This is a genomic window from Campylobacter subantarcticus LMG 24377 (genome assembly GCF_000816305.1).
GTDB classification, from domain to species: Bacteria; Campylobacterota; Campylobacteria; order Campylobacterales; family Campylobacteraceae; genus Campylobacter_D; species Campylobacter_D subantarcticus.
In genome coordinates this window covers 674,928-693,125 of sequence record NZ_CP007773.1, presented here as the reverse complement: position 1 = coordinate 693,125, position 18,198 = coordinate 674,928, and the positions used below count along the sequence as shown (strand labels likewise).

Annotated in this window: 16 protein-coding genes and 1 tRNA gene; 3 read left to right on the top strand and 14 right to left on the bottom strand. The window is 29.3% G+C overall.

The window, feature by feature from the left end; all coding sequences use genetic code 11:
• Positions 1–26: 26 nt before the first annotated feature.
• Genes mnmC through CSUB8523_RS03680 form a run of 13 tightly spaced genes read right to left on the bottom strand, consistent with a single transcriptional unit; the run spans position 27 to position 15,193 of the window.
• Positions 27–1,862 (bottom strand): bifunctional tRNA (5-methylaminomethyl-2-thiouridine)(34)-methyltransferase MnmC2/FAD-dependent 5-carboxymethylaminomethyl-2-thiouridine(34) oxidoreductase MnmC1, encoded by a 1,836-nt coding sequence (gene mnmC / locus CSUB8523_RS03740; RefSeq protein WP_043019665.1) that lies wholly within the window; start codon positions 1,860–1,862, stop codon positions 27–29.
• A complete protein-coding gene (locus CSUB8523_RS03735) occupies positions 1,859–3,718 on the bottom strand; it encodes an N-acetylmuramoyl-L-alanine amidase family protein (protein WP_043019664.1) in 1,860 nt (619 codons plus the stop codon). Before CSUB8523_RS03735 ends, mnmC begins: the two co-directional genes overlap by 4 nt.
• Positions 3,711–4,808: a nitronate monooxygenase gene (locus CSUB8523_RS03730; protein WP_043019663.1), complete on the bottom strand. Its 1,098-nt coding sequence runs from the start codon at positions 4,806–4,808 to the stop codon at positions 3,711–3,713. The genes CSUB8523_RS03735 and CSUB8523_RS03730 overlap by 8 nt, the downstream gene beginning before the upstream one ends.
• Positions 4,808–6,010, bottom strand: a complete 1,203-nt coding sequence (gene tyrS, locus CSUB8523_RS03725; RefSeq protein ID WP_043019662.1) for a tyrosine--tRNA ligase — start codon at positions 6,008–6,010, stop codon at positions 4,808–4,810. The genes CSUB8523_RS03730 and tyrS overlap by 1 nt, the downstream gene beginning before the upstream one ends.
• A gap of 12 nt (positions 6,011–6,022) precedes the next feature.
• Positions 6,023–8,212: a RelA/SpoT family protein gene (locus CSUB8523_RS03720; protein WP_039663340.1), complete on the bottom strand. Its 2,190-nt coding sequence runs from the start codon at positions 8,210–8,212 to the stop codon at positions 6,023–6,025.
• Positions 8,196–8,414 (bottom strand): DNA-directed RNA polymerase subunit omega, encoded by a 219-nt coding sequence (locus CSUB8523_RS03715; protein WP_043019661.1) that lies wholly within the window; start codon positions 8,412–8,414, stop codon positions 8,196–8,198. The genes CSUB8523_RS03720 and CSUB8523_RS03715 overlap by 17 nt, the downstream gene beginning before the upstream one ends.
• A gap of 13 nt (positions 8,415–8,427) precedes the next feature.
• On the bottom strand, positions 8,428–9,147 hold the full coding sequence (gene pyrH / locus CSUB8523_RS03710) for a UMP kinase (RefSeq protein ID WP_039663335.1): 720 nt from the start codon (positions 9,145–9,147) through the stop codon (positions 8,428–8,430).
• Between the two features lie 55 nt (positions 9,148–9,202).
• Positions 9,203–10,381, bottom strand: a complete 1,179-nt coding sequence (locus CSUB8523_RS03705; RefSeq protein ID WP_043019660.1) for a murein hydrolase activator EnvC family protein — start codon at positions 10,379–10,381, stop codon at positions 9,203–9,205.
• A complete protein-coding gene (locus CSUB8523_RS03700) occupies positions 10,378–11,184 on the bottom strand; it encodes an ABC transporter permease (protein ID WP_043019659.1) in 807 nt (268 codons plus the stop codon). Before CSUB8523_RS03700 ends, CSUB8523_RS03705 begins: the two co-directional genes overlap by 4 nt.
• Entirely contained in the window at positions 11,171–11,827 is a 657-nt protein-coding gene (locus CSUB8523_RS03695; protein WP_039664784.1) for a cell division ATP-binding protein FtsE, read from the bottom strand. Before CSUB8523_RS03695 ends, CSUB8523_RS03700 begins: the two co-directional genes overlap by 14 nt.
• A 45-nt stretch (positions 11,828–11,872) precedes the next feature.
• Positions 11,873–13,063 carry a tRNA (guanosine(46)-N7)-methyltransferase TrmB gene (gene trmB, locus CSUB8523_RS03690; protein ID WP_043019658.1) on the bottom strand — a complete coding sequence of 397 codons (1,191 nt, stop codon included), beginning with the start codon at positions 13,061–13,063 and terminating at the stop codon, positions 11,873–11,875.
• On the bottom strand, positions 13,063–14,277 hold the full coding sequence (locus CSUB8523_RS03685; RefSeq protein ID WP_039663327.1) for a fibronectin type III domain-containing protein: 1,215 nt from the start codon (positions 14,275–14,277) through the stop codon (positions 13,063–13,065). The genes trmB and CSUB8523_RS03685 overlap by 1 nt, the downstream gene beginning before the upstream one ends.
• Entirely contained in the window at positions 14,231–15,193 is a 963-nt protein-coding gene (locus CSUB8523_RS03680) for an RluA family pseudouridine synthase (RefSeq protein WP_043020368.1), read from the bottom strand. The genes CSUB8523_RS03685 and CSUB8523_RS03680 overlap by 47 nt, the downstream gene beginning before the upstream one ends.
• Positions 15,194–15,263: 70 nt before the next feature.
• On the opposite strand from CSUB8523_RS03680, the gene CSUB8523_RS03675 reads away from it, so the two are divergent.
• From CSUB8523_RS03675 to CSUB8523_RS03665, 3 genes are all read left to right on the top strand, one after another.
• Positions 15,264–16,373 (top strand): FtsW/RodA/SpoVE family cell cycle protein, encoded by a 1,110-nt coding sequence (locus CSUB8523_RS03675; RefSeq protein WP_039663325.1) that lies wholly within the window; start codon positions 15,264–15,266, stop codon positions 16,371–16,373.
• 52 nt (positions 16,374–16,425) lie between these two features.
• Positions 16,426–16,502, top strand: a tRNA-Ile gene (locus CSUB8523_RS03670).
• Between the two features lie 202 nt (positions 16,503–16,704).
• The gene (locus CSUB8523_RS03665; RefSeq protein WP_043019657.1) at positions 16,705–17,898 is read left to right on the top strand and encodes a tyrosine-type recombinase/integrase; all 1,194 of its coding nucleotides are present in this window, start codon (positions 16,705–16,707) and stop codon (positions 17,896–17,898) included.
• 49 nt (positions 17,899–17,947) lie between these two features.
• Here the strand turns inward: CSUB8523_RS03665 and CSUB8523_RS03660 are convergent, their stop codons facing one another.
• Positions 17,948–18,190, bottom strand: a complete 243-nt coding sequence (locus CSUB8523_RS03660) for a WGR domain-containing protein (RefSeq protein WP_235362570.1) — start codon at positions 18,188–18,190, stop codon at positions 17,948–17,950.
• Positions 18,191–18,198 lie beyond the last annotated feature (8 nt).

The following is an 18,198-nucleotide window of genomic DNA, read 5'->3' as shown; positions in this document are numbered from 1 at the left end:
AGTATAAAAGCATTTAAAATAATAAATTATTTTTTTCCTTTTTTTAACATTCTGATTAAAAATCTTGCAGGATGAATAGCATGTAAAAAATCTTTTTCTATTTTTGGCTCATCAAAGATTAGCGCACTAAGTATTCTTGCTCCAATAATAGCACTAGCAAAAGCCCTAGATCCATGAGCAATAGAAAAATACAGAGGAATAAAATCATTTGGTGTTGCTTGACTTTTATTTTTATGCCATAAAAGTGCTTTGTAATTTTGTAAATAAAAATCTTCATCATACGCTTGACCTATTATAGCAAATCTATCGTTAGAATACGATCTAAATCCTACTTTCCCACTCATAATTTCTAAATTTTCATCATGCAAAAATTCTTTTATATTTTCAATATTTTGCAAATCATCATTTTTTAAAAGCCTTGCATTTTGATTAAGCCTGTCATAACTTGCACCAATGAGTTGTAAATTTAATTCATCATTGATAGGGCAAATATAGCCTTTTGAAGATAAGGCATGAGTATTTTTTAAAAATGGTTTTAGGTGAGTACATTGACCCCTAACACTACTTAATTTCATATACTTATACTCTAAAAATTTCCTAACATCAGCACCTTGAGCATAAATTAATATATCATAATCTTTTAATTTTTTTTTATGACTAAATTGTAAAGAAAATTTTTCATTCTCATAGGAATAATTTAAAAATTCATACTCAAAAAACACCCTAGCCTTACTTTTTTGCAAAAGTGTTTTTACAATATCTTGGGGTTTTATACATGCTCCATCCTTTAAAAAAGCTTGATTATTGGTAATTTCAAATAAAATATTATTTTTTTGACTATCAAAACGCTCTTGCATAAGCTCATTATGAGCAAATTCATAAACCCCTTGTGGATTTAAATTTAAAATTTGTCTATAAAACCTACTCGCTTCTAAAAAAGTATATTGCGAAAACTCGCCCAATACAACATCAGGTTTTAAAATCAAAGAACTTAAAATTCCATTGATATTTCCAGAAGCACCCTTACCTAATGAATTTTCTTTTTCAAAAACATCAACTTGGACATTTCTTAAAGAAAGTTCATAGGCTATACTCGCACCAGCTATACCTGCTCCAATAATAGCTATTTTTTGAACACTCTTCTTTAAATACGGGGTATTGAAATAAGCAAATTTATCTTCAAAATTAAGGCCATTAAAAATAGCTTGTATCATTTCCCTTTTTCTGAAACCTTTTATCTTTTGAATTTGAAAATTATTGTTAATTAAAGCTTTTTTTAAAACACTTGCAGAAGAAAACGTTAAAACCTTAGCGTTTATTTTTGAATTTCTAGCAACTTTATTTATAATATCCTCATTAAACATCTCTTGATTTTTAGCAGGTGCAAAACCATCTAAATACCAATAATCGGCTTTAAAGTCTAAATTTTGCAACTTTTCTTTAGCATTACCAAACACCAAGTCCAAAAAACAATCTTGAAAATAAAACCTATAAACTCCATCTTTACAAGGAGGATAAAATTTTAAAAACTGTTCTAAAAAATCTTTAAATTCCTCATAAAAACCAAGGTTTTTATAAATTTCTCTTAACTTATCTTTTTCTATGTAAAAATTTTCAAAACTAATATAAAACAGTCTTTGATTTTCTTTTTTTTCTTTTACGAAACGTTTTAGAGTAAGAAAAAAATTCAAACCTATACCAAAACCAAGTTCTGCAACAATAGTTTGTTTTGCTTGAAATTCAAAAGCATTAGTATAGATAAATTCACTTTCACTCAAGCCATCACTAGAATTAAAGTAATAATCATCAAAATCCAAAGAAAAAGGTGTATTGTTTTTGATGATAATATTTGCCTTTTTCATTGATTTTTATAAAAATAACTTTCTATACCATTGGCAATACCAATAGCCAATAATTCTTGAAAATTTTTATTTAACAATCGATTTCTTTCGCTAGGATGACTAATATAACCTGTTTCAATTAATATAGCAGGCATTTGTGCACCCACTAAAACCCAAAAAGGAGCTTCTCTGACTCCACCATCAACAACTTTATATTTTTTTCTTACATTACTTAAAATCTTTTTTTGTACATCAATAGCTAATTTATTTGAAGCAACTATTTTTTCGCGATTTAAAAAATTCAAAAAGGTTTGCTTGGAAAAATAATTCATCTCTTCAAAATCTGATTGGTTTTCTAATTCGGCAGCCTTTTTACTTCTTTCACTTCTTGCAGGCGATAAAAAGAAAGTTTCAATACCTTGTAAAGTTTTAGCTCTTTGTTTATTTGGAGCTGCATTTGCGTGAATAGAAATAAATAAATCTGCCATTTTTTCATTAGCCATAGAAGTCCTATCTCTTAAATTTATAAATTTATCTGTACTCCTAGTATAATAAATTTTATATCCGCGTTTTTTAAGCTCATTACCAAGTTTTAAAGCCACACTTAAAACTACATCTTTTTCTTTAACACCTTTATCTCCTAAAGTACCTGGATCTTTACCCCCATGACCTGGATCAATCACTATGATTTTCCCTGATTTTTTAATGGTAGCCTTTGTCGTTTTTGAAGAAGTTTTATTTAGCGTTTTTTTAGCCTTTTTTTCAAAACCTATAAATAAATCCTCATCATCCAAATCAAGATTAGTTTTAAAATCACTAGTAGAATTTAAAACAACTCTTACTGTTGTTTTATTAAACTGCACTATCGTAATGGATTGATTTCTATTAATATCAATTTTTTTTCTATCGCCTTCTAAAATAGCTTCAAAACTCACAATAGAACGATATATTTTACCATCTTTAAAAGAATTGATTTTAATGTCTTCAAATTCAATATCGTTATTTAATTTTAGATTAATACCATTTTTATCTTTACTTGATTTTAAAACATACAAAGGTTTGTTTTTAACTTCTGTTTTTTTAACTTTATCTTGTCTTTTAACTATAGGCTTGAGCTCTTCTTTTTTTTCTACTTTTTCAAGTCCCATAAAAAGGCTTTGATCTTTAAGCTCTATTTTTACCTTTAACTCTTTTTTTGAACTTAAAACCAAACGCATACTTGTTGGATTAAATTGTGACACAATAATATCAAAATCTTTAAATTCGAAATTTTTCTTAGGTCCTTTTAAAATTCCATCAAAATCTGCAACATAACGAAAATTATTATCACCTTTAAGAGTAAAGTTTTTAATATCTTTTTGGTTGATTCTTTCACTCAAATCAAGTAAGATACCATTATCTAATTTTTTAACATCGAGCACAAAAAGCTCTTTTTGCACCGAAGTTTTTTTATCTTCTTTTTTATCTTCTTTTTTATCTTCTTTTTTATCTTCTTTTTTATTAATAGATATTGTAGTGGTACTAGTTTTATTTTTTACCTGTTCTTTTTTTATTTTTTGATCCTGTATAACCCTTAATGCATTTTTTAAACGTGAAATTTCTTCTTCGCTTACTCCACTTTCTTCAAGCTCTTGCACGTAAGCTTTATCATCAAAGCCTAAAGAATTTGAACTTATAATTAATCTTTTTAAAATCTCATTTTTTTCTTCATTATTATCATTAATCACACTTTGTATATACAAAGATTTTAATTGTTGATGCAATTGTAGTTTTTCTTCTGAATTGGAAGTTAAAAAAAATTGGTCAAATTTCTTAATTTCTACATTAGCAAAAACATTAAGATAAAAAAACAAAACAACAAAAAATATTCTAAGCATCTTCGCCATTAACTAATTTTTTCATTAGCTCTTCTACGCTGATAAGTTTTTCAAGCCTATATCCATTTGCACCGGTAAAAAACAAGCCTGTATCTTTTTTACCACTCCAAGCATCATATAATCTATCTGCTATGCAATAGCCCACTTTAGTAGCTTCTTTACCTCTACCACATGGTGCAACACAATTACTCACACAAGAAATTTTTGGCCCCATTCTTCTATCTACCAAATTTAAAAGATTAGTCCTTACTCCTCTTGCAGGATATCCAACTGGAGATTTTAAAAGCTCAATATCTTCTTTTTTACAATCAAGCAATATTTGTTTAAAATTATCACTTGCATCACATTCAAAAGTTCCTATAAAACGAGTTCCCATTTGAACACCACTTGCACCTAAAGAAATCATTTTTTCTATATCTTGCTTATCCCAAATTCCACCTGCAGCAATTAGTGGCATATCACCCCAACTTTTAATTTCTTGTGCAACTTGTGGTACCACATTTTCTAATTGATACTCATCCATTAAACATTGTTCATACGTAAAACCTTGATGTCCTCCGCTTTTTGGCCCTTCAACAATAACTGCATCAGGCAAACGATTATATCTACTTTGCCATCTTTTACAAATAATTTTTAAAGCTTTAGCTGATGATACAATGGGCACCAAAGCAACATCAGGATAATCTTGTGTAAATTCAGGCAAATTTGTAGGAAGCCCTGCTCCTGAAACTATCACATTAAAACCAACCTCACAAGCATTACGAGCAATTTGTGCATAATTATTACTTGCGTATAAGATATTACAGCCTAAAGGCGCATCTTTGCAAACCTTTCTAGCATTATCTATCAAAGCTTTCAAGCCCGCTTTAGAGTAAAAATTATCACTACCATAAGGCTTTGCGTTTAATTCTTTGTCAATGTGTGTTCTATTTTCATAATACCCAGTTCCCACTGAAGAAATAATCCCCAAACCACCATTTAAAGAAACTGCAGAAGCAAGTCTATCCCAGCTTATACCAAGACCCATACCACCTTGAAATATAGGATATTTTATCTCATGCTTTCCAATTTTTAAAGTTTTAAAACTCATCATACAACCTTTAATTTCGCAAATTTTCTTTTTCCAACTTGTAAAACATATTCACCATTTTCTAGCTGGAGTTGTTCATCTTGAACTTTTTCACCATTAATACTTACCGCGTTTGAATTAATCAGTCTTCTTGCAGCTGAAGTAGAACTTTCCATTTTACATTCCACTATGGCTTTTGCCAACCAAATTCTACCATCTAAAGTAAAACTTGGCATATCACTAGGAAACTCTTTTGCACTATGAACTTTATCAAATTCTTCTTTAGCTTTTAATGCACATTCGTTAGAGTGAAAACGCATAATAATTTCTACAGCCAAGTTTTCTTTAGCTTTTTTAGGATGCAACAAACCATTGTTAATATCTTCTTTAATTTGCGAAATTTCCATTAAACTTTTTTCACTCAAAAGCTCATAATATCTAAACATTAATTCATCACTTATACTTAAAACTTTAGCATACATATCTTTTGCATCTTCACTCACACCGATATAATTTCCCAAGCTTTTACTCATTTTGTTTACACCATCAAGACCTTCAAGTAATGGCATCATCACAACTGCTTGTTCTTTTTTACAGCCATACATCCTTTGAAGCTGCCTGCCCATCAAAAGATTAAACTTTTGATCAGTTCCACCCATTTCTATGTCACTTTTTAAAGCTACACTATCATAACCTTGCAAAAGTGGATACAAAAACTCACAAATTGATATAGAGCTTTGCTCTTTAAAACGCTTAGTAAAATCATCTCTTTCAAGCATTCTAGCAACACTAAAAGTTGAAGTTAACTCCACTATACCACTCGCGCCTAATTCATTTAACCATGTAGAATTAAAATGAATTTGAGTTTTACTAGGATCTAGAATTTTAAAAACTTGTTCTTCGTAAGTTTTAGCATTTTTTAATACCTCTTCTTTGTCAAGTTTTTTTCTCGTTGCGCTTTTTCCTGTAGGATCGCCTATTTGCGCAGTAAAATCGCCTATTAAAAACTGAACAATAGCACCATGCTTTTGAAGCAAAGCCATCTTATTCAAAACTACTGTGTGTCCTAAGTGCAAATCAGCCGCTGTTGGATCAAAACCAGCTTTTACAAAAAAGTTTTCACCTTTTTCATAGTAATTCTTTACCAAAGAAACTAATCTTTCCTCATCAATAATTTCTACAATTCCTCTTTTAATTTCTTTAATAATTTTGTTAATATCCATAAAAAACCTTTTTTAGTGATTATTATATGCATCATTTAAAGATGTAAAGTCTAAAATTTTATATCTAGCCTTTAATCTTTCTTTTACGCTTTCGACATCCATATTATTAGGCAGTTCAACCTGCACTTCAAAATAATTTGCCACCACAGGTTCTGAATCGGCTGAATTAATACTTAAAACATTAATCTGCATTTTAGCTAAAGTAGTTAAAAAATCTGCTAAAGAGCCTTTTTTATTTTCTATTGAAACAATAATTTTGTAACTTTTTATCGAACTATCATTCCAAAAAACAAAAATCATTTCTTTGTTATTTTCTATCATTTTCACTGCATGTTCACAAAGCTTATGGTGTATTGTTGCTCCAGCTGAGTGTCTAAAAGCAATGATCTCATCTCCTCTTTTAGGTCTACAACAATAATCAAAATTAATCGTGGTTATTTTATAATTAGAACCAATTACTATATTTTCAAATTTTTGCTCATTTTGCTCAAATTTAGCCGCTTGGTTTTGCCCCATATACTTTCTCAGAGCTATAATTACATCCTTAAAATAATTAAAGTCTAAAGCAATTTGTCTAAGTTTTTTATTAAAATTTTCTTTTTCAAGCCATTCTTCTATAAGTTTAGAATCTTTGTTAAATACCGTAGATAAAAGATTTATGGCGATTTTATTATTTAATTCTTTTTTCTTTTGCTTACAAAAATCTCTTATGCTGGCTCTAGCCTTTCCTGTTTTTACACTATCTATCCATGAACATCTATAAAATTCTTCTTCTGAAGTTTCAATACTAACTATATCTCCATTTTTGAGTACAGTTAAAAGTGGCACTCTCATGCGATTTACAAAAGCAGTTTTAGCATGAAGCCCTACTTTAGTATGAACCTCATAAGCAAAATCTAAAGCCGTAGCTCCACGCGGTAAAGTAAAAATTTCTCCCTTTGGAGAGTACACTGCAATATCTTCTATATATAAACTATCTTTTGCATATTCATAAAGTTCAATAGCATCGCAATCTTGCACAACATTACCATCTTCTTTTCCATGCATAGAAATATCTGCAAGCCAATCTAAATTTGGTGTTGTTATATTTCCTTCTTTATATTTCCAGTGCGCTGCTACGCCAAATTCAGCAGTTTTATGCATATCAAAGGTGCGAATTTGAGCTTCTATAATATTTTTTGCATCAAAAAGCGTTGTGTGTAAAGTTTGATACCCATTTTGTTTTGGCAAGGCTATATAGTCTTTAAATCTTGAGATTAAAGGATTAAAACGCGTATGTAAAATTCCCAAAGCCAAATAACAATCATAAACTTTTTCAACCAAAATTCTTACACCTAAGAGGTCTAAAACTTCATCAAGCCCCACACCTTTTCTTTGCATTTTTAAATAAATAGAATAATTATGCTTAATTCTTTTATGCACAATGAAGCTACCTTGTCTAAAACCATTTTCTAAAAATAACATCTCAATTTTTGTAATAAATTCATTAAATCCAAGTTGAATTTGTTGATCTTTTGCATTGATATAATTATCAATTTGTGCATATTCATCAGGAAGTAAAAATTTAAAACTTAAATCCTCAAGCAAATTTTTTATACTTGAGATTCCAAGTCTATGGGCTATAGGTGCATATACTACTAAGGTTTCTTCGCTAATTCTTTTTTGTTTATCTTCTCTTAAAAAATTTAAAGTAAGCATATTATGCAATCTATCGCAAAGCTTTATTACAAGTACACTTACATCTTCAACACCAGCTAGAAGCATATTTCTAAAAGTTAAAGCAGATTTTGCAAGTTTTTCATTGGAATTAGATCGTGTAAGATGATCTTCTCTAATGCTAACTATTTTAGTCAAACCTTGAACCAATTTGGTTACTTCTTCACCAAAATTTAAACTCAATTCTTCTTCATTACACTTTGTATCTTCTAATACATCATGCAATAATGCAGCTATAATCATAGACTGCACAGGGCTTAAAAAAGCCACAAAAGAAGCTACTAAAATAGGATGCACAGCATATGGCTCACCACTTTTTCTAAATTGCCCTTCATGTTTTTGAATACAAAAATCCACTGCTTTTTCCAAAACAACAGATTGAGGGAAAACCATAAAAAGAATTTCTTTTGCTCTTTGCAAATTCTTACAATTTTTTACATCATCAACAAGTTTGTCTAACAACAACTCATCATTTATCAGCTTCAATAAATCCCTCTAATACAATTTTATCTTCTGCTATCTCATGTAAAGCAATATCAGTATATTTATATTTATTTTTATCTAAATTTACTAAAGGTTCTGCGCCATTTGCAAGCTCTTCAGCTCTTTTAGCCACTACAAGAGCTAATTTATATCTATCATCTTTTAATTTTTTTAGTGCTTTTGCAGCTACTTGTTCTACTCTCATTATTTATCCTTAATTAATTTTTAACAATAGAGCATAAACTCATATCGCCTTGAATGATTTTTAATAAATTTCCCTCTTTAAACATATTACACACTACAATAGGCAAAGCATTATCTTTAGCTAATGCTATTGCAGTATCATCCATAACCTTAATATTATCATGCAAAGCTCTTTCATAGCTTAATTCATTAAGCATTGTAGCATCATCATATTTTTTAGGATCTTTATCATAAATTCCATCTACTTTGGTCGCTTTAATAATCATATCTGCTTGAATTTCCACTGCTCTTAAAGTCGCAGCCGTATCAGTAGTAAAATAAGGATTACCTGTACCACAGGCAAAAATAACTATACGTCCTTTTTCCAAATGCCTATGTGCTCTTCTCATAATATAAGTTTCACAAAATGCCTCCATTTGAATAGCGCTTTGAACTCTTACATCAAGTCCAGCACTTTCCAATGCTTCTTGCATAGCTATAGAATTAATCACAGTAGCAAGCATACCCATATGATCACCACTTGTTCTTTTTATAAGTCCATCTCTTGCTGCAGATACTCCTCTGATAATATTTCCACCACCTATTACAATACCTACTTCAACATTTTCATTAATCAAACTTTTTATTTCAGAAGCTATATATTTTAAAACAGAATTTTCTATGCCAAAGCCATTTTCTCCAGCCAAAGCTTCTCCAGAAAATTTAACCAATACTCTTTTTCTTTTATTGTTCATTAAATTTCTCCTTTGATTTGAAACTATATCAAAATTCGTATTAAAAAAAACTAATTTATTTAATCATCTCCAAAGGATTGATATGAAAATTCTTTTGGGTTACTTCAAAAGTTAAATCACTCTCAACCCTACCTATAATATAACCTTTTTTGATATTTCTACCCACTTTAACCCCAGGTGCAATTTTATCCAAATGTGCATAAATAGTATGTATACCATCTTTATTTTCAACAATCACAACTTGCTTTAGTGTTGGAGTTGCTTTTGCAAAAACTACCTTACCATCTAAAACATTTCTTACCGCAGCATTAGCACTATCACTTTTTAAAACTACATTTTCATTATAGATTTTTATATTATAAATAGGATCAATATAATTTCCAAATTTTTGTTTTACTGTGTAAGATTCTAAAGGAGCTATGGTCTTAGAACCACTATAACGCTTAACGCTACTTGTTTGATAACTCGAACCAACCTGCTTTACACTTGAACTAGGTTGTTTACTTTGTTCTTTTTTCTGCGCTAACTTTTCTTCTTCTCTTTCTTTGATGATTTGCAATCTATTTAAAGTTTTTCTTAGTTCTTGTTGCTGTGCTTGTAGATTAGAAAGTTTTCGTGTATAAATTTCCTTATCATTTTTTTGTTTTGTAATCTCTCTTTCTTGTTTTTTTCTAAGGTTTTCAAGCTCATCGATTTGTTCTTTATAAGCTTTTAAATTATTATTAATTGTGGTAATTTGTTTTTGTTTTTCTTCTATTTTTCTACTTACATCCTCATAGTCTTTTGAAATTTGGTAAAACTCTTCTTTGAAAATTTTATCCAAAACCTCAACTAGCTCTAAAGCTATAATACTATCTTCACTTTCAACATAACTTTTAGGAATTGCTAAATCATAAGCAAAATCTTTAGCAATTAAATCAATTATCTTTCCTTCGATCTTATTTTTATTTTGCAAAAGATCTTTATTTTGTGCATTAAGCTGCTCTAATGCTTTTATTTGAGTTTTCACAGATCCTTCAAGTTTAGAAGTTTTTGAAGTTAAGGTGCTAATTTCTAAAGCGATTTTTTTTAAATTTTTCTCATTATCTAAAATTTCACTAGCTAAATCTTCTAATTTTTTAGATAATTGCTTTACTATATGTTCATTTTCTTTAATATCTTTTTGCTTTTGTGCAATTTCATTTGCAAATAAAACAGAGAAGGAAAATAAAAAAAGCAAAAAGCATTTTTTCATTTTCTAACCTTAAACATCACAAAATTCACACAAGCAAAACAAACACAAAGCATTGCTAAAAAAATCAAAAATAAATGCGTGAAAATATTTATTTTAGGTAAGCTAATGCCTACACTTTGTAAAGCTAGCTTAATAGATTCAAGATCATAAACTTGGGTAAAAAATAATACAAGCAATAAAAATGCTATAAAACAATCAATAAAAACTATCTTATAAAGCATAAAAGATCTAAACCAAAATGGGGCACCAAGCAAGCACATGATTTCCACTCTTTGAGTATGCTCGAAAAGCCAAATTTTCATCTGTTTAAGCAATAATACAAAACTAAGCAATATTATAATAAACAAGAAAAACCATAATAAAAATTTCACCAAAACCAAAAGTTTATAAATTTTTGTATGCGTTTTTGCAAAAGTCTCCACTCTAGTAATGTTAGGATTTTTTAAAAATTTATCTTTTAAAATGTTTAACTCATCTTCTGACAAAAGCTTATTAAGCTTTAAAGTATAAAATTTTGGCAATGTAGCCTTTAAAACCTCTATGTTTTTAGCTGATATATCATTCTTAAGCCTATCTACCATTTCATTTGGATTTAAAATTTCCAAAGATTGAAAATGACTAACCTGCTCTTCTATGCTTTTTTTATCTAAGTGAGTTTTTCCTACTAAAATGATATTATAGTCTTTATTTAAAAGTTTTTCATAATATTCAATAGTTTTATTTGTGATAATCAAAAACTCAAAAGCAAACATCATCACCATTAAAGCAAATATCAAAGAAAGATGATTTTTAAAAGATTTCATTCATTCTCCCATTTTCTATATTAAAACGACGATAATCAAGTCTTAAATTAGTAGGAATTCTATGTGTGACAACTACCACACAAGTTCCAAGTATTTCTCTTGCTGATTTTAACAAAGTCCATATAATATCTGAAGAGTATTCATCTAGGTTTCCCGTTGGCTCATCACATAAGAGTAATTTTGGATTATGTGCTAAGGCTCTTGCCATGGCAACGCGTTGTTGTTCTCCACCTGAAAGTTGAGCTGGTTTTTTATCAGCCTTAAAAGTTAAATTTACATGTTTTAAAAGCTTTATAGCTTGTTCTTTGCATACATTTTTACTATATCCCTTAATCATTAAAGGCAGCATTACATTTTTTTCTACACTAAATTCTTGCACCAGACGATAATCTTGAAAAATAATTCCTATTTTTTGTCTAAGTTCTAAAAGCTCAGCATTAGAAATATCTACTAAATCATTATTACAAACCTTTAAATTTCCACTTATTGGCTCTAAATCTCCATAGAAAGATTTTAACAAAGTTGATTTTCCACTACCACTTTTTCCTGTAATAAAAACAAAATCATTATCTTTTAGAGAAAAACTAGCATTTTCTATAACAAGTTCATCATAACCAAGACAAAGCTTTTTAGCCTCTATCATCACTATTTTTCCTTATTATTCGTTATTTAAAAATTTAAATCATTATTATTTAATATAAGAATACAATATTTCTCTTAATTTTTCTATAGCTTTTAAATTTTCTTTAGTTTTAAAAGGTTGCTTAAAAATAAATTCTATCTTTTGTATATTTAAAGCTACATAAACATGCTCGGGCTTATAAAAAGCACCAAAAGCTATTTTAATGATAAGCTCATCATCTTTAATATACATTTTTTCAAAATGCAAGAAAAAATCCTCACCTTTAAAAACTTCATTTTTAAAATTCTTTTTTATACAAGCTAGTTCTTCTGTATTTAATCTTAAATCTTCAATAGCAAATTTTTGATCCTTACTTAAACTTTTACTCTTACTAAAACCACTGATGATTAAATCATATATATCTTTATTTTGTCTTTTCCAACGATCTTCGTATTTACTTGCAATTTCTAAATTTTCATTTTTCTTAATCAAGGCTTTCAAATGAGAAAAATTCAAAAAAGTTTCCAAAGTAAAATTAAAATACAAAAAGCTATCCGTTCTAAGCTCAAATTGACCACTTTCTTTTAAAACCCTAGCGCATTCATTTGCAAAGTTTACTCCAATCACCCTGCGATGAGGCTTTTTATCCCAAGGTACAGGAAAGTGCAAGAAAATTTTATCTACCAAGTTGGACTCAAGTACACTTAATAACAATCTAGCGTCTGTTTCTATCAATAAAATATTATTTAATTTTTCACTCAAAGCAAGCTTAGCTACTTGCTCTAATGCAGGAGTGTAAATTTCTATACCAACAACCAAAATATCAGGGTTTTGTCTAGCTTGGTAAAGCAAATGCCTACCACTACCAAAGCCTATTTCAATAAAAATTTGTTTTTTGTTTTTTGTTTGCTCTAAAATTTCTTTTAGATCATTAGCAATCAAAGGCGTTTTTTGGATTAATCTTGTATATTTTAGTGCCACAGCTTCACAAACCACATCTTGAGTAAAGTTTTCTTTAAATACCAACAAAGCTTTTTGCAAATACCCAATTTGAGATGGTTTTGTGTGTTTTTCACCCTTTATAAGCCATTCTTGTTTTTTTTTATCTTTTTTTATTTGTAAAAAAAAGTTTTCTTGCTCAATACGCGTAAAAAGCAAATCTACATTTTCACCCTTGGCCATCCATAAAAATTCAACTCCATCTTTTTCAAAAGGAAGTTGAATTTCTTTTAAAATTTTACACTTAAAATTTGGCATTATTTTACTACTGTAAATTTATCAGAAGCTTTCGATTCTATGCCATTTGCATCAATAGCAATAACTTCGTAGCTATATACTTTTCCAGGAACAGCTGTGATGTCTTTTAATTGTTTAGATTTAATCTCTTTAAACACAGCATTACTTCCACCGCCACTTCGTTTAACTATGTATTCTTTAGCTCTATCATCATTATCAACCCATTCAACCCTAATACCATCATCTTCAACAGCACATAAAATAATACTTGGAGCTAGTGGTGCTCCTAGCGTAATGCCCTCCACAGGCTCACTTGCTATAGGACTTTCCAAACCATCTTTATCCACCATACTAACCTTGTAATATCTTTTTTCAGCCACACCTTTAACCACATCTTCGTAAGTATTTTCAGAAGTTTTTGCTATTACACTAAATGGCAAAAAAGTATTTGAACTAGAATAAATTTTATAATAAGCAAAATCTGCATAATCAATTTTATCCCAAGTTAAAATGATTTTTCTTGGAGCATCTTTACTTGCTTGCAAATTGCTTACCATAGGAGGAAGTGCTTTAGTGGTAGATTCTACTATCTTGCTTGGGGCACTTTTAATGCCATCATAAGTTAAAGCTACAATTCTATACTGAAAACTCTCATCAGGTTTTAATGAATCATCTATATATTCAGCACTTAGGCGATTTTTGATTTTAGCTAATTCTTTAAATTTCATATCTTTCATATTTGCACGTTCAATAACATACGCATTAACTCTTACATCAGGATGTGGTCTCCATACTAATTTTACACGATTTGGCAAACCTACAATAGCCTGCACAAAAGGCACTGGATCAATCACTCTATTAGTAAAAGCCTCTATACTCACACCATCTTGAGAAACTTGTCCAAGCTCATTAAAGGTTTTCATAGAGTAATAATATCTTGTATTTGGCTCTAAGTCCGTATCGGTATAATGTGTTTGAAACTTATTTTTGATTTTTGCTACAAGCTCCATAGGTACACCAGCTGCATTTGCTCTATAAATGTAATATCCTGCTATATTTTGATCATACAATGGTTCCCATTCAAATGCTATACTAGTAATATCACTTATACTTTTAATACTTGAAATTTTTGGCAAAGTATCATTCACTTGAGCAATTTGCGGTGAACTCATCGTTGTACTACAAGCACTAAAAGCCAAAGCAGAACTTAAGATAATCCAATGAAGTTTTTTCATCTATCTCTCCTTGTGTAAAGTTTTCTTTTAAAATTTGATAAAAATCATCAAACATAGGAGCTTTTATAAACATCAACTCTTTAGTCCTAGGATGAATAAAATAAATCAAATACGCATGAAGCATTATTCTATTATACTTTATTTTTCCTTTATATCCGTATAATTCATCTCCTAAAATATAACGATTAAAATCAGCCAAATGCACTCTGATTTGATGGGTTCTTCCTGTGTATAACTTAGCAGCTAGCAATGAGTATTTTCCACTACTTAGCAAATTTACAAAGTCAGTTTTAGCGCTCTTAGCTAAAGCATTAGGATGGTTTGTGGTGATTTTTTTAAGCCTATTACTAGGACAACGCATAATAGCTTTTTCATTGCTCATTTTTTCATGTTTCAAGGGAAGATCACTTAATGCTAAATAAAACCTTCCCATGCTTTTATCTAAAAGTTGAGCAGCTAAAAGCTGGTGTGCTTGGTTGTTTTTAGCTATGACAATAGCACCACTTGTACCTTTATCTAGCCGATGTACAAGTCCTGCTCTATACTCTCCATTTAAATTAGACAAAGCATAACCCTTATGCAAAAGCCAATCCACTAAAGTTGCTTCCTTAACACTGCTTGCACCATGCACAACAATATTAGGCGCTTTATTTAACACCAAAATATCATCATCTTCGTATAAAATTTCTATATCAAAATCAGGTTCATAAATTTCTTTAGCTTCTTTGATCTGAGGAAAAACTATGCTAATTTCATCTTTTTGTTTGATTTTTTTTGCGATTTTATTTTCTATTTTTTTATTTATGTAAATACAATCTTCTTTTATCAATCTAGCAACTTGAGAACGACTTTGCTTAAGTATCTCCGATAAAAAAATATCCAATCTTTCTTCACAAAGCGATGAAATTTTTAACATATTATATTTCCTTATGATAAAATTTGCAATTTTAGCATATAATTGCATAATATTTTGTAAAAGGATAGCCTTGATAAAGCTTGATAGAAGAATTTTAACACATTTTGATTTTATACAACCTCTTCTTATATTGCCTATCATTGTCATATCATTTCTTTTAATCTATGAAGCCAATATACGCTTAGCTGAAAAACAGCTTATTTATACCTTGGTGGGTTTTACAGGCTTTGCATTTTTTTTCTTTTTGCCTTTAAGAAGATTAATGTGGCTCATACCTGTGCTTTATTGGATTAATATCATCTTGCTTGCAAGTGTTGATATTTTTGGCGTGGAAAAACTTGGAGCAAGAAGATGGCTTGAAATTCCTTTTACACATTTTACTATACAGCCTTCTGAAATTTTCAAGCCATCTTTTATCTTAATGCTAGCTTATTTGATTTATCAAAATCCACCTCCACCTAATGGCTACGGTTTAAAACAATTTCTTAAACTGAGTTTTTATATTATCCTGCCCTTTTTGCTCATTGCAGGCGAACCTGATCTAGGAACAGCTTTAGTGCTTTTAATAGTAGGTTTTGGAACACTTTTCATCATTGGGATAAATTATAAAATTTGGCTTAGTATTTTTTTAGTCATAGCTATTGCTTCACCTATTATCTACAGTGACTTTCTAAAACCCTATCAAAAACAAAGAATTCATGATTTCTTAGCCGAAGAACCAAGTTACCATGTAAAACAATCTATTATCGCTATAGGGAGTGGAGGTTTAAGCGGGAAAAAAGCAGATGAGGCCACGCAAACACACTTTAAATTTTTACCTATTTCTACAAGTGATTTTATTTTTGCTTATTTAACCGAAAGATTTGGTTTTTTAGGTGCTATGGCGATTATATTGCTCTATACCCTACTCATTTTCCACCTACTAAGTTTAAACTATAAACTCAAAGACGATTATTTTACTAGAGTGGTTACTAATTGTATTGCTTTGTTTATTTTTATATATGTTGCAGTTAATATCTCAATGACCATAGGATTTGCACCTGTTGTTGGTATACCTATGCCATTTTTTAGCCATGGAGGGAGTTCTTTTGCTACTTTTATGGTTTTCTTTGGAATTTTACAAAATTTAATCACCTTTAGATATTTAGCCATAGAAAAAGCAGTAAAAATAAAATTCTAAATTTAAATTAAGGAAATAAAGATATAATAACATTCTTATTTTAACTTCTGGCGGATTTATAGCTCAGTTGGTTAGAGCAACCGGCTCATAACCGGTTGGTCGCAGGTTCGAGTCCTGCTAAATCCACCATTACTTCAATCACAAATTATCAAAAACTCTTACAAATTATCAAAATAAATCCGATAAATAAGCACTTTGGAAAGATTTTAATTATCACTAATTATCACTAATTATCACTAATTAAAATCTTTTGACAAATTAAAAAATATGTGCAAAAGTGTGTGCAATTAAAAAAAAATTATTTTTTTGCACACACTTTAAAGGAAAATCAGTGATTATTGTAAATGATAGGCAACTTAAAAATTTAACTGTTGATAAAAAAACTTATATCAAAGACGCTTCTACTAAAAATTTATATATTGAAGCTAGGATTTCTTATGGAGATATTGATAAGAATTTTTATTTTAGATATAAACTTAATAAAAAGGGGTATTCTTTTAAAATAGGGAAATATCCTATAACCACATTAGCACAGGCAAGAGAGATTGCGAATGATTATAACGACATGCTATCACAAGGCATTAACCCAAAAGAACATATTCAAAAGGAAAATACTCAAAAATCAAAAACAATAGAAGAGGTTTTCAATGAATGGAAAGATATTGCTTATAAAGATAACTCTACTTATGGATTACCAAATAGATTAGACTATCACATTATTTCAAAATATAAAACCAAAAGCATTGTTGAGCTTACTAAAAGCGATATATTGTTTGTATTTGATAGACTTCATGCTGAAAATAAAATAGAAACAATCAAAAGAGTATTTCTAGGATTAAGAAAAATGCTACTGTATGCTATACATAGAGAATATATAGAAAACAGTAATATTTTAACTTTAGACATAAAAGCGCTTTATGGTACTAATAAAGTTCAAAGTCATAGAACTATTACAGATGAAGTAAGATTTAAAGAATTATTGCTTGCGATTGATAATTACGAGGGTAGTATTTTTACAAAAGTTGCTTTGCAAATTAGTCCATATTTATTTTTAAGAAGTGCCAATATTAGAAATTTGGAATGGGAAGAAGTAGATTTTGAGAAAAAACAAATCACTATTCGTGCCAATAAAGTTAAAGCGAGAGAGGATTTTATTGTTCCATTAAGTCAGAGTGTTTTAGACTTGCTTTTATATGTTAAAAATTTTTCTTACTCAGATTCAAAATATGTTTTTCCAAGTGATATAAGTAAATCTAAAACAATGAGTGAAAACACATTAAATCAAGCCATTAAAAGATTAGGTTTTGGTGATGAAATGGTGTATCATGGTTTTAGAGCTACTGCTTCAACTTTTCTTTATGAATATAAAAATATTCATAAACAAGATAGTGAGGTTATAGAACTATGTTTAGATCATAGAGAAAGAAATAAAGTAAAAGCGGTATATAATAGAAGCTTAAGACTTGATGATAGAAGAGAGCTAATGCAATGGTGGAGTGATTTTATTGATAAATTAAAAAATTAGAAAAAACTAAAACACATGGAGAATTAACAAATACTTAGAGGGATATACTTTATAGTGAAGCTTTTTTATATCCCCTTTTCTCTTTTAGTTTGATGATTTTTTCAAAAAACAATAAAGCCTCATCTTTGCTAGAAAAATAATTTACCCTTTTACCAGTAAAGCTTTTATATTTAATATTACCATAAGTTCTTTCTATAAAATAATCACCAAATAAATTTTTTGAAATTTCTATTTCATAATATCGAATATTATTTTCTTTGGTGGCTCTTTGCATTCTCTGATGAAATTGCATAAAAAACT

What these genes read in the sequence shown, in the direction of transcription:
- CSUB8523_RS03730 (WP_043019663.1), bottom strand. Translation starts at nt 4,808, where the DNA reads ATGAGTTTTAAAACTTTAAAAATTGGAAAGCATGAGATAAAATATCCT.
- trmB (WP_043019658.1), bottom strand. Translation starts at nt 13,063, where the DNA reads ATGCCAAATTTTAAGTGTAAAATTTTAAAAGAAATTCAACTTCCTTTT.
- tyrS (WP_043019662.1), bottom strand. Translation starts at nt 6,010, where the DNA reads ATGGATATTAACAAAATTATTAAAGAAATTAAAAGAGGAATTGTAGAA.
- CSUB8523_RS03685 (WP_039663327.1), bottom strand. Translation starts at nt 14,277, where the DNA reads ATGAAAAAACTTCATTGGATTATCTTAAGTTCTGCTTTGGCTTTTAGT.
- CSUB8523_RS03660 (WP_235362570.1), bottom strand. Translation starts at nt 18,190, where the DNA reads ATGCAATTTCATCAGAGAATGCAAAGAGCCACCAAAGAAAATAATATT.
- CSUB8523_RS03680 (WP_043020368.1), bottom strand. Translation starts at nt 15,193, where the DNA reads ATGTTAAAAATTTCATCGCTTTGTGAAGAAAGATTGGATATTTTTTTA.
- CSUB8523_RS03705 (WP_043019660.1), bottom strand. Translation starts at nt 10,381, where the DNA reads ATGAAAAAATGCTTTTTGCTTTTTTTATTTTCCTTCTCTGTTTTATTT.
- pyrH (WP_039663335.1), bottom strand. Translation starts at nt 9,147, where the DNA reads ATGAACAATAAAAGAAAAAGAGTATTGGTTAAATTTTCTGGAGAAGCT.
- CSUB8523_RS03715 (WP_043019661.1), bottom strand. Translation starts at nt 8,414, where the DNA reads ATGAGAGTAGAACAAGTAGCTGCAAAAGCACTAAAAAAATTAAAAGAT.
- CSUB8523_RS03700 (WP_043019659.1), bottom strand. Translation starts at nt 11,184, where the DNA reads ATGAAATCTTTTAAAAATCATCTTTCTTTGATATTTGCTTTAATGGTG.
- CSUB8523_RS03735 (WP_043019664.1), bottom strand. Translation starts at nt 3,718, where the DNA reads ATGCTTAGAATATTTTTTGTTGTTTTGTTTTTTTATCTTAATGTTTTT.
- CSUB8523_RS03695 (WP_039664784.1), bottom strand. Translation starts at nt 11,827, where the DNA reads ATGATAGAGGCTAAAAAGCTTTGTCTTGGTTATGATGAACTTGTTATA.
- mnmC (WP_043019665.1), bottom strand. Translation starts at nt 1,862, where the DNA reads ATGAAAAAGGCAAATATTATCATCAAAAACAATACACCTTTTTCTTTG.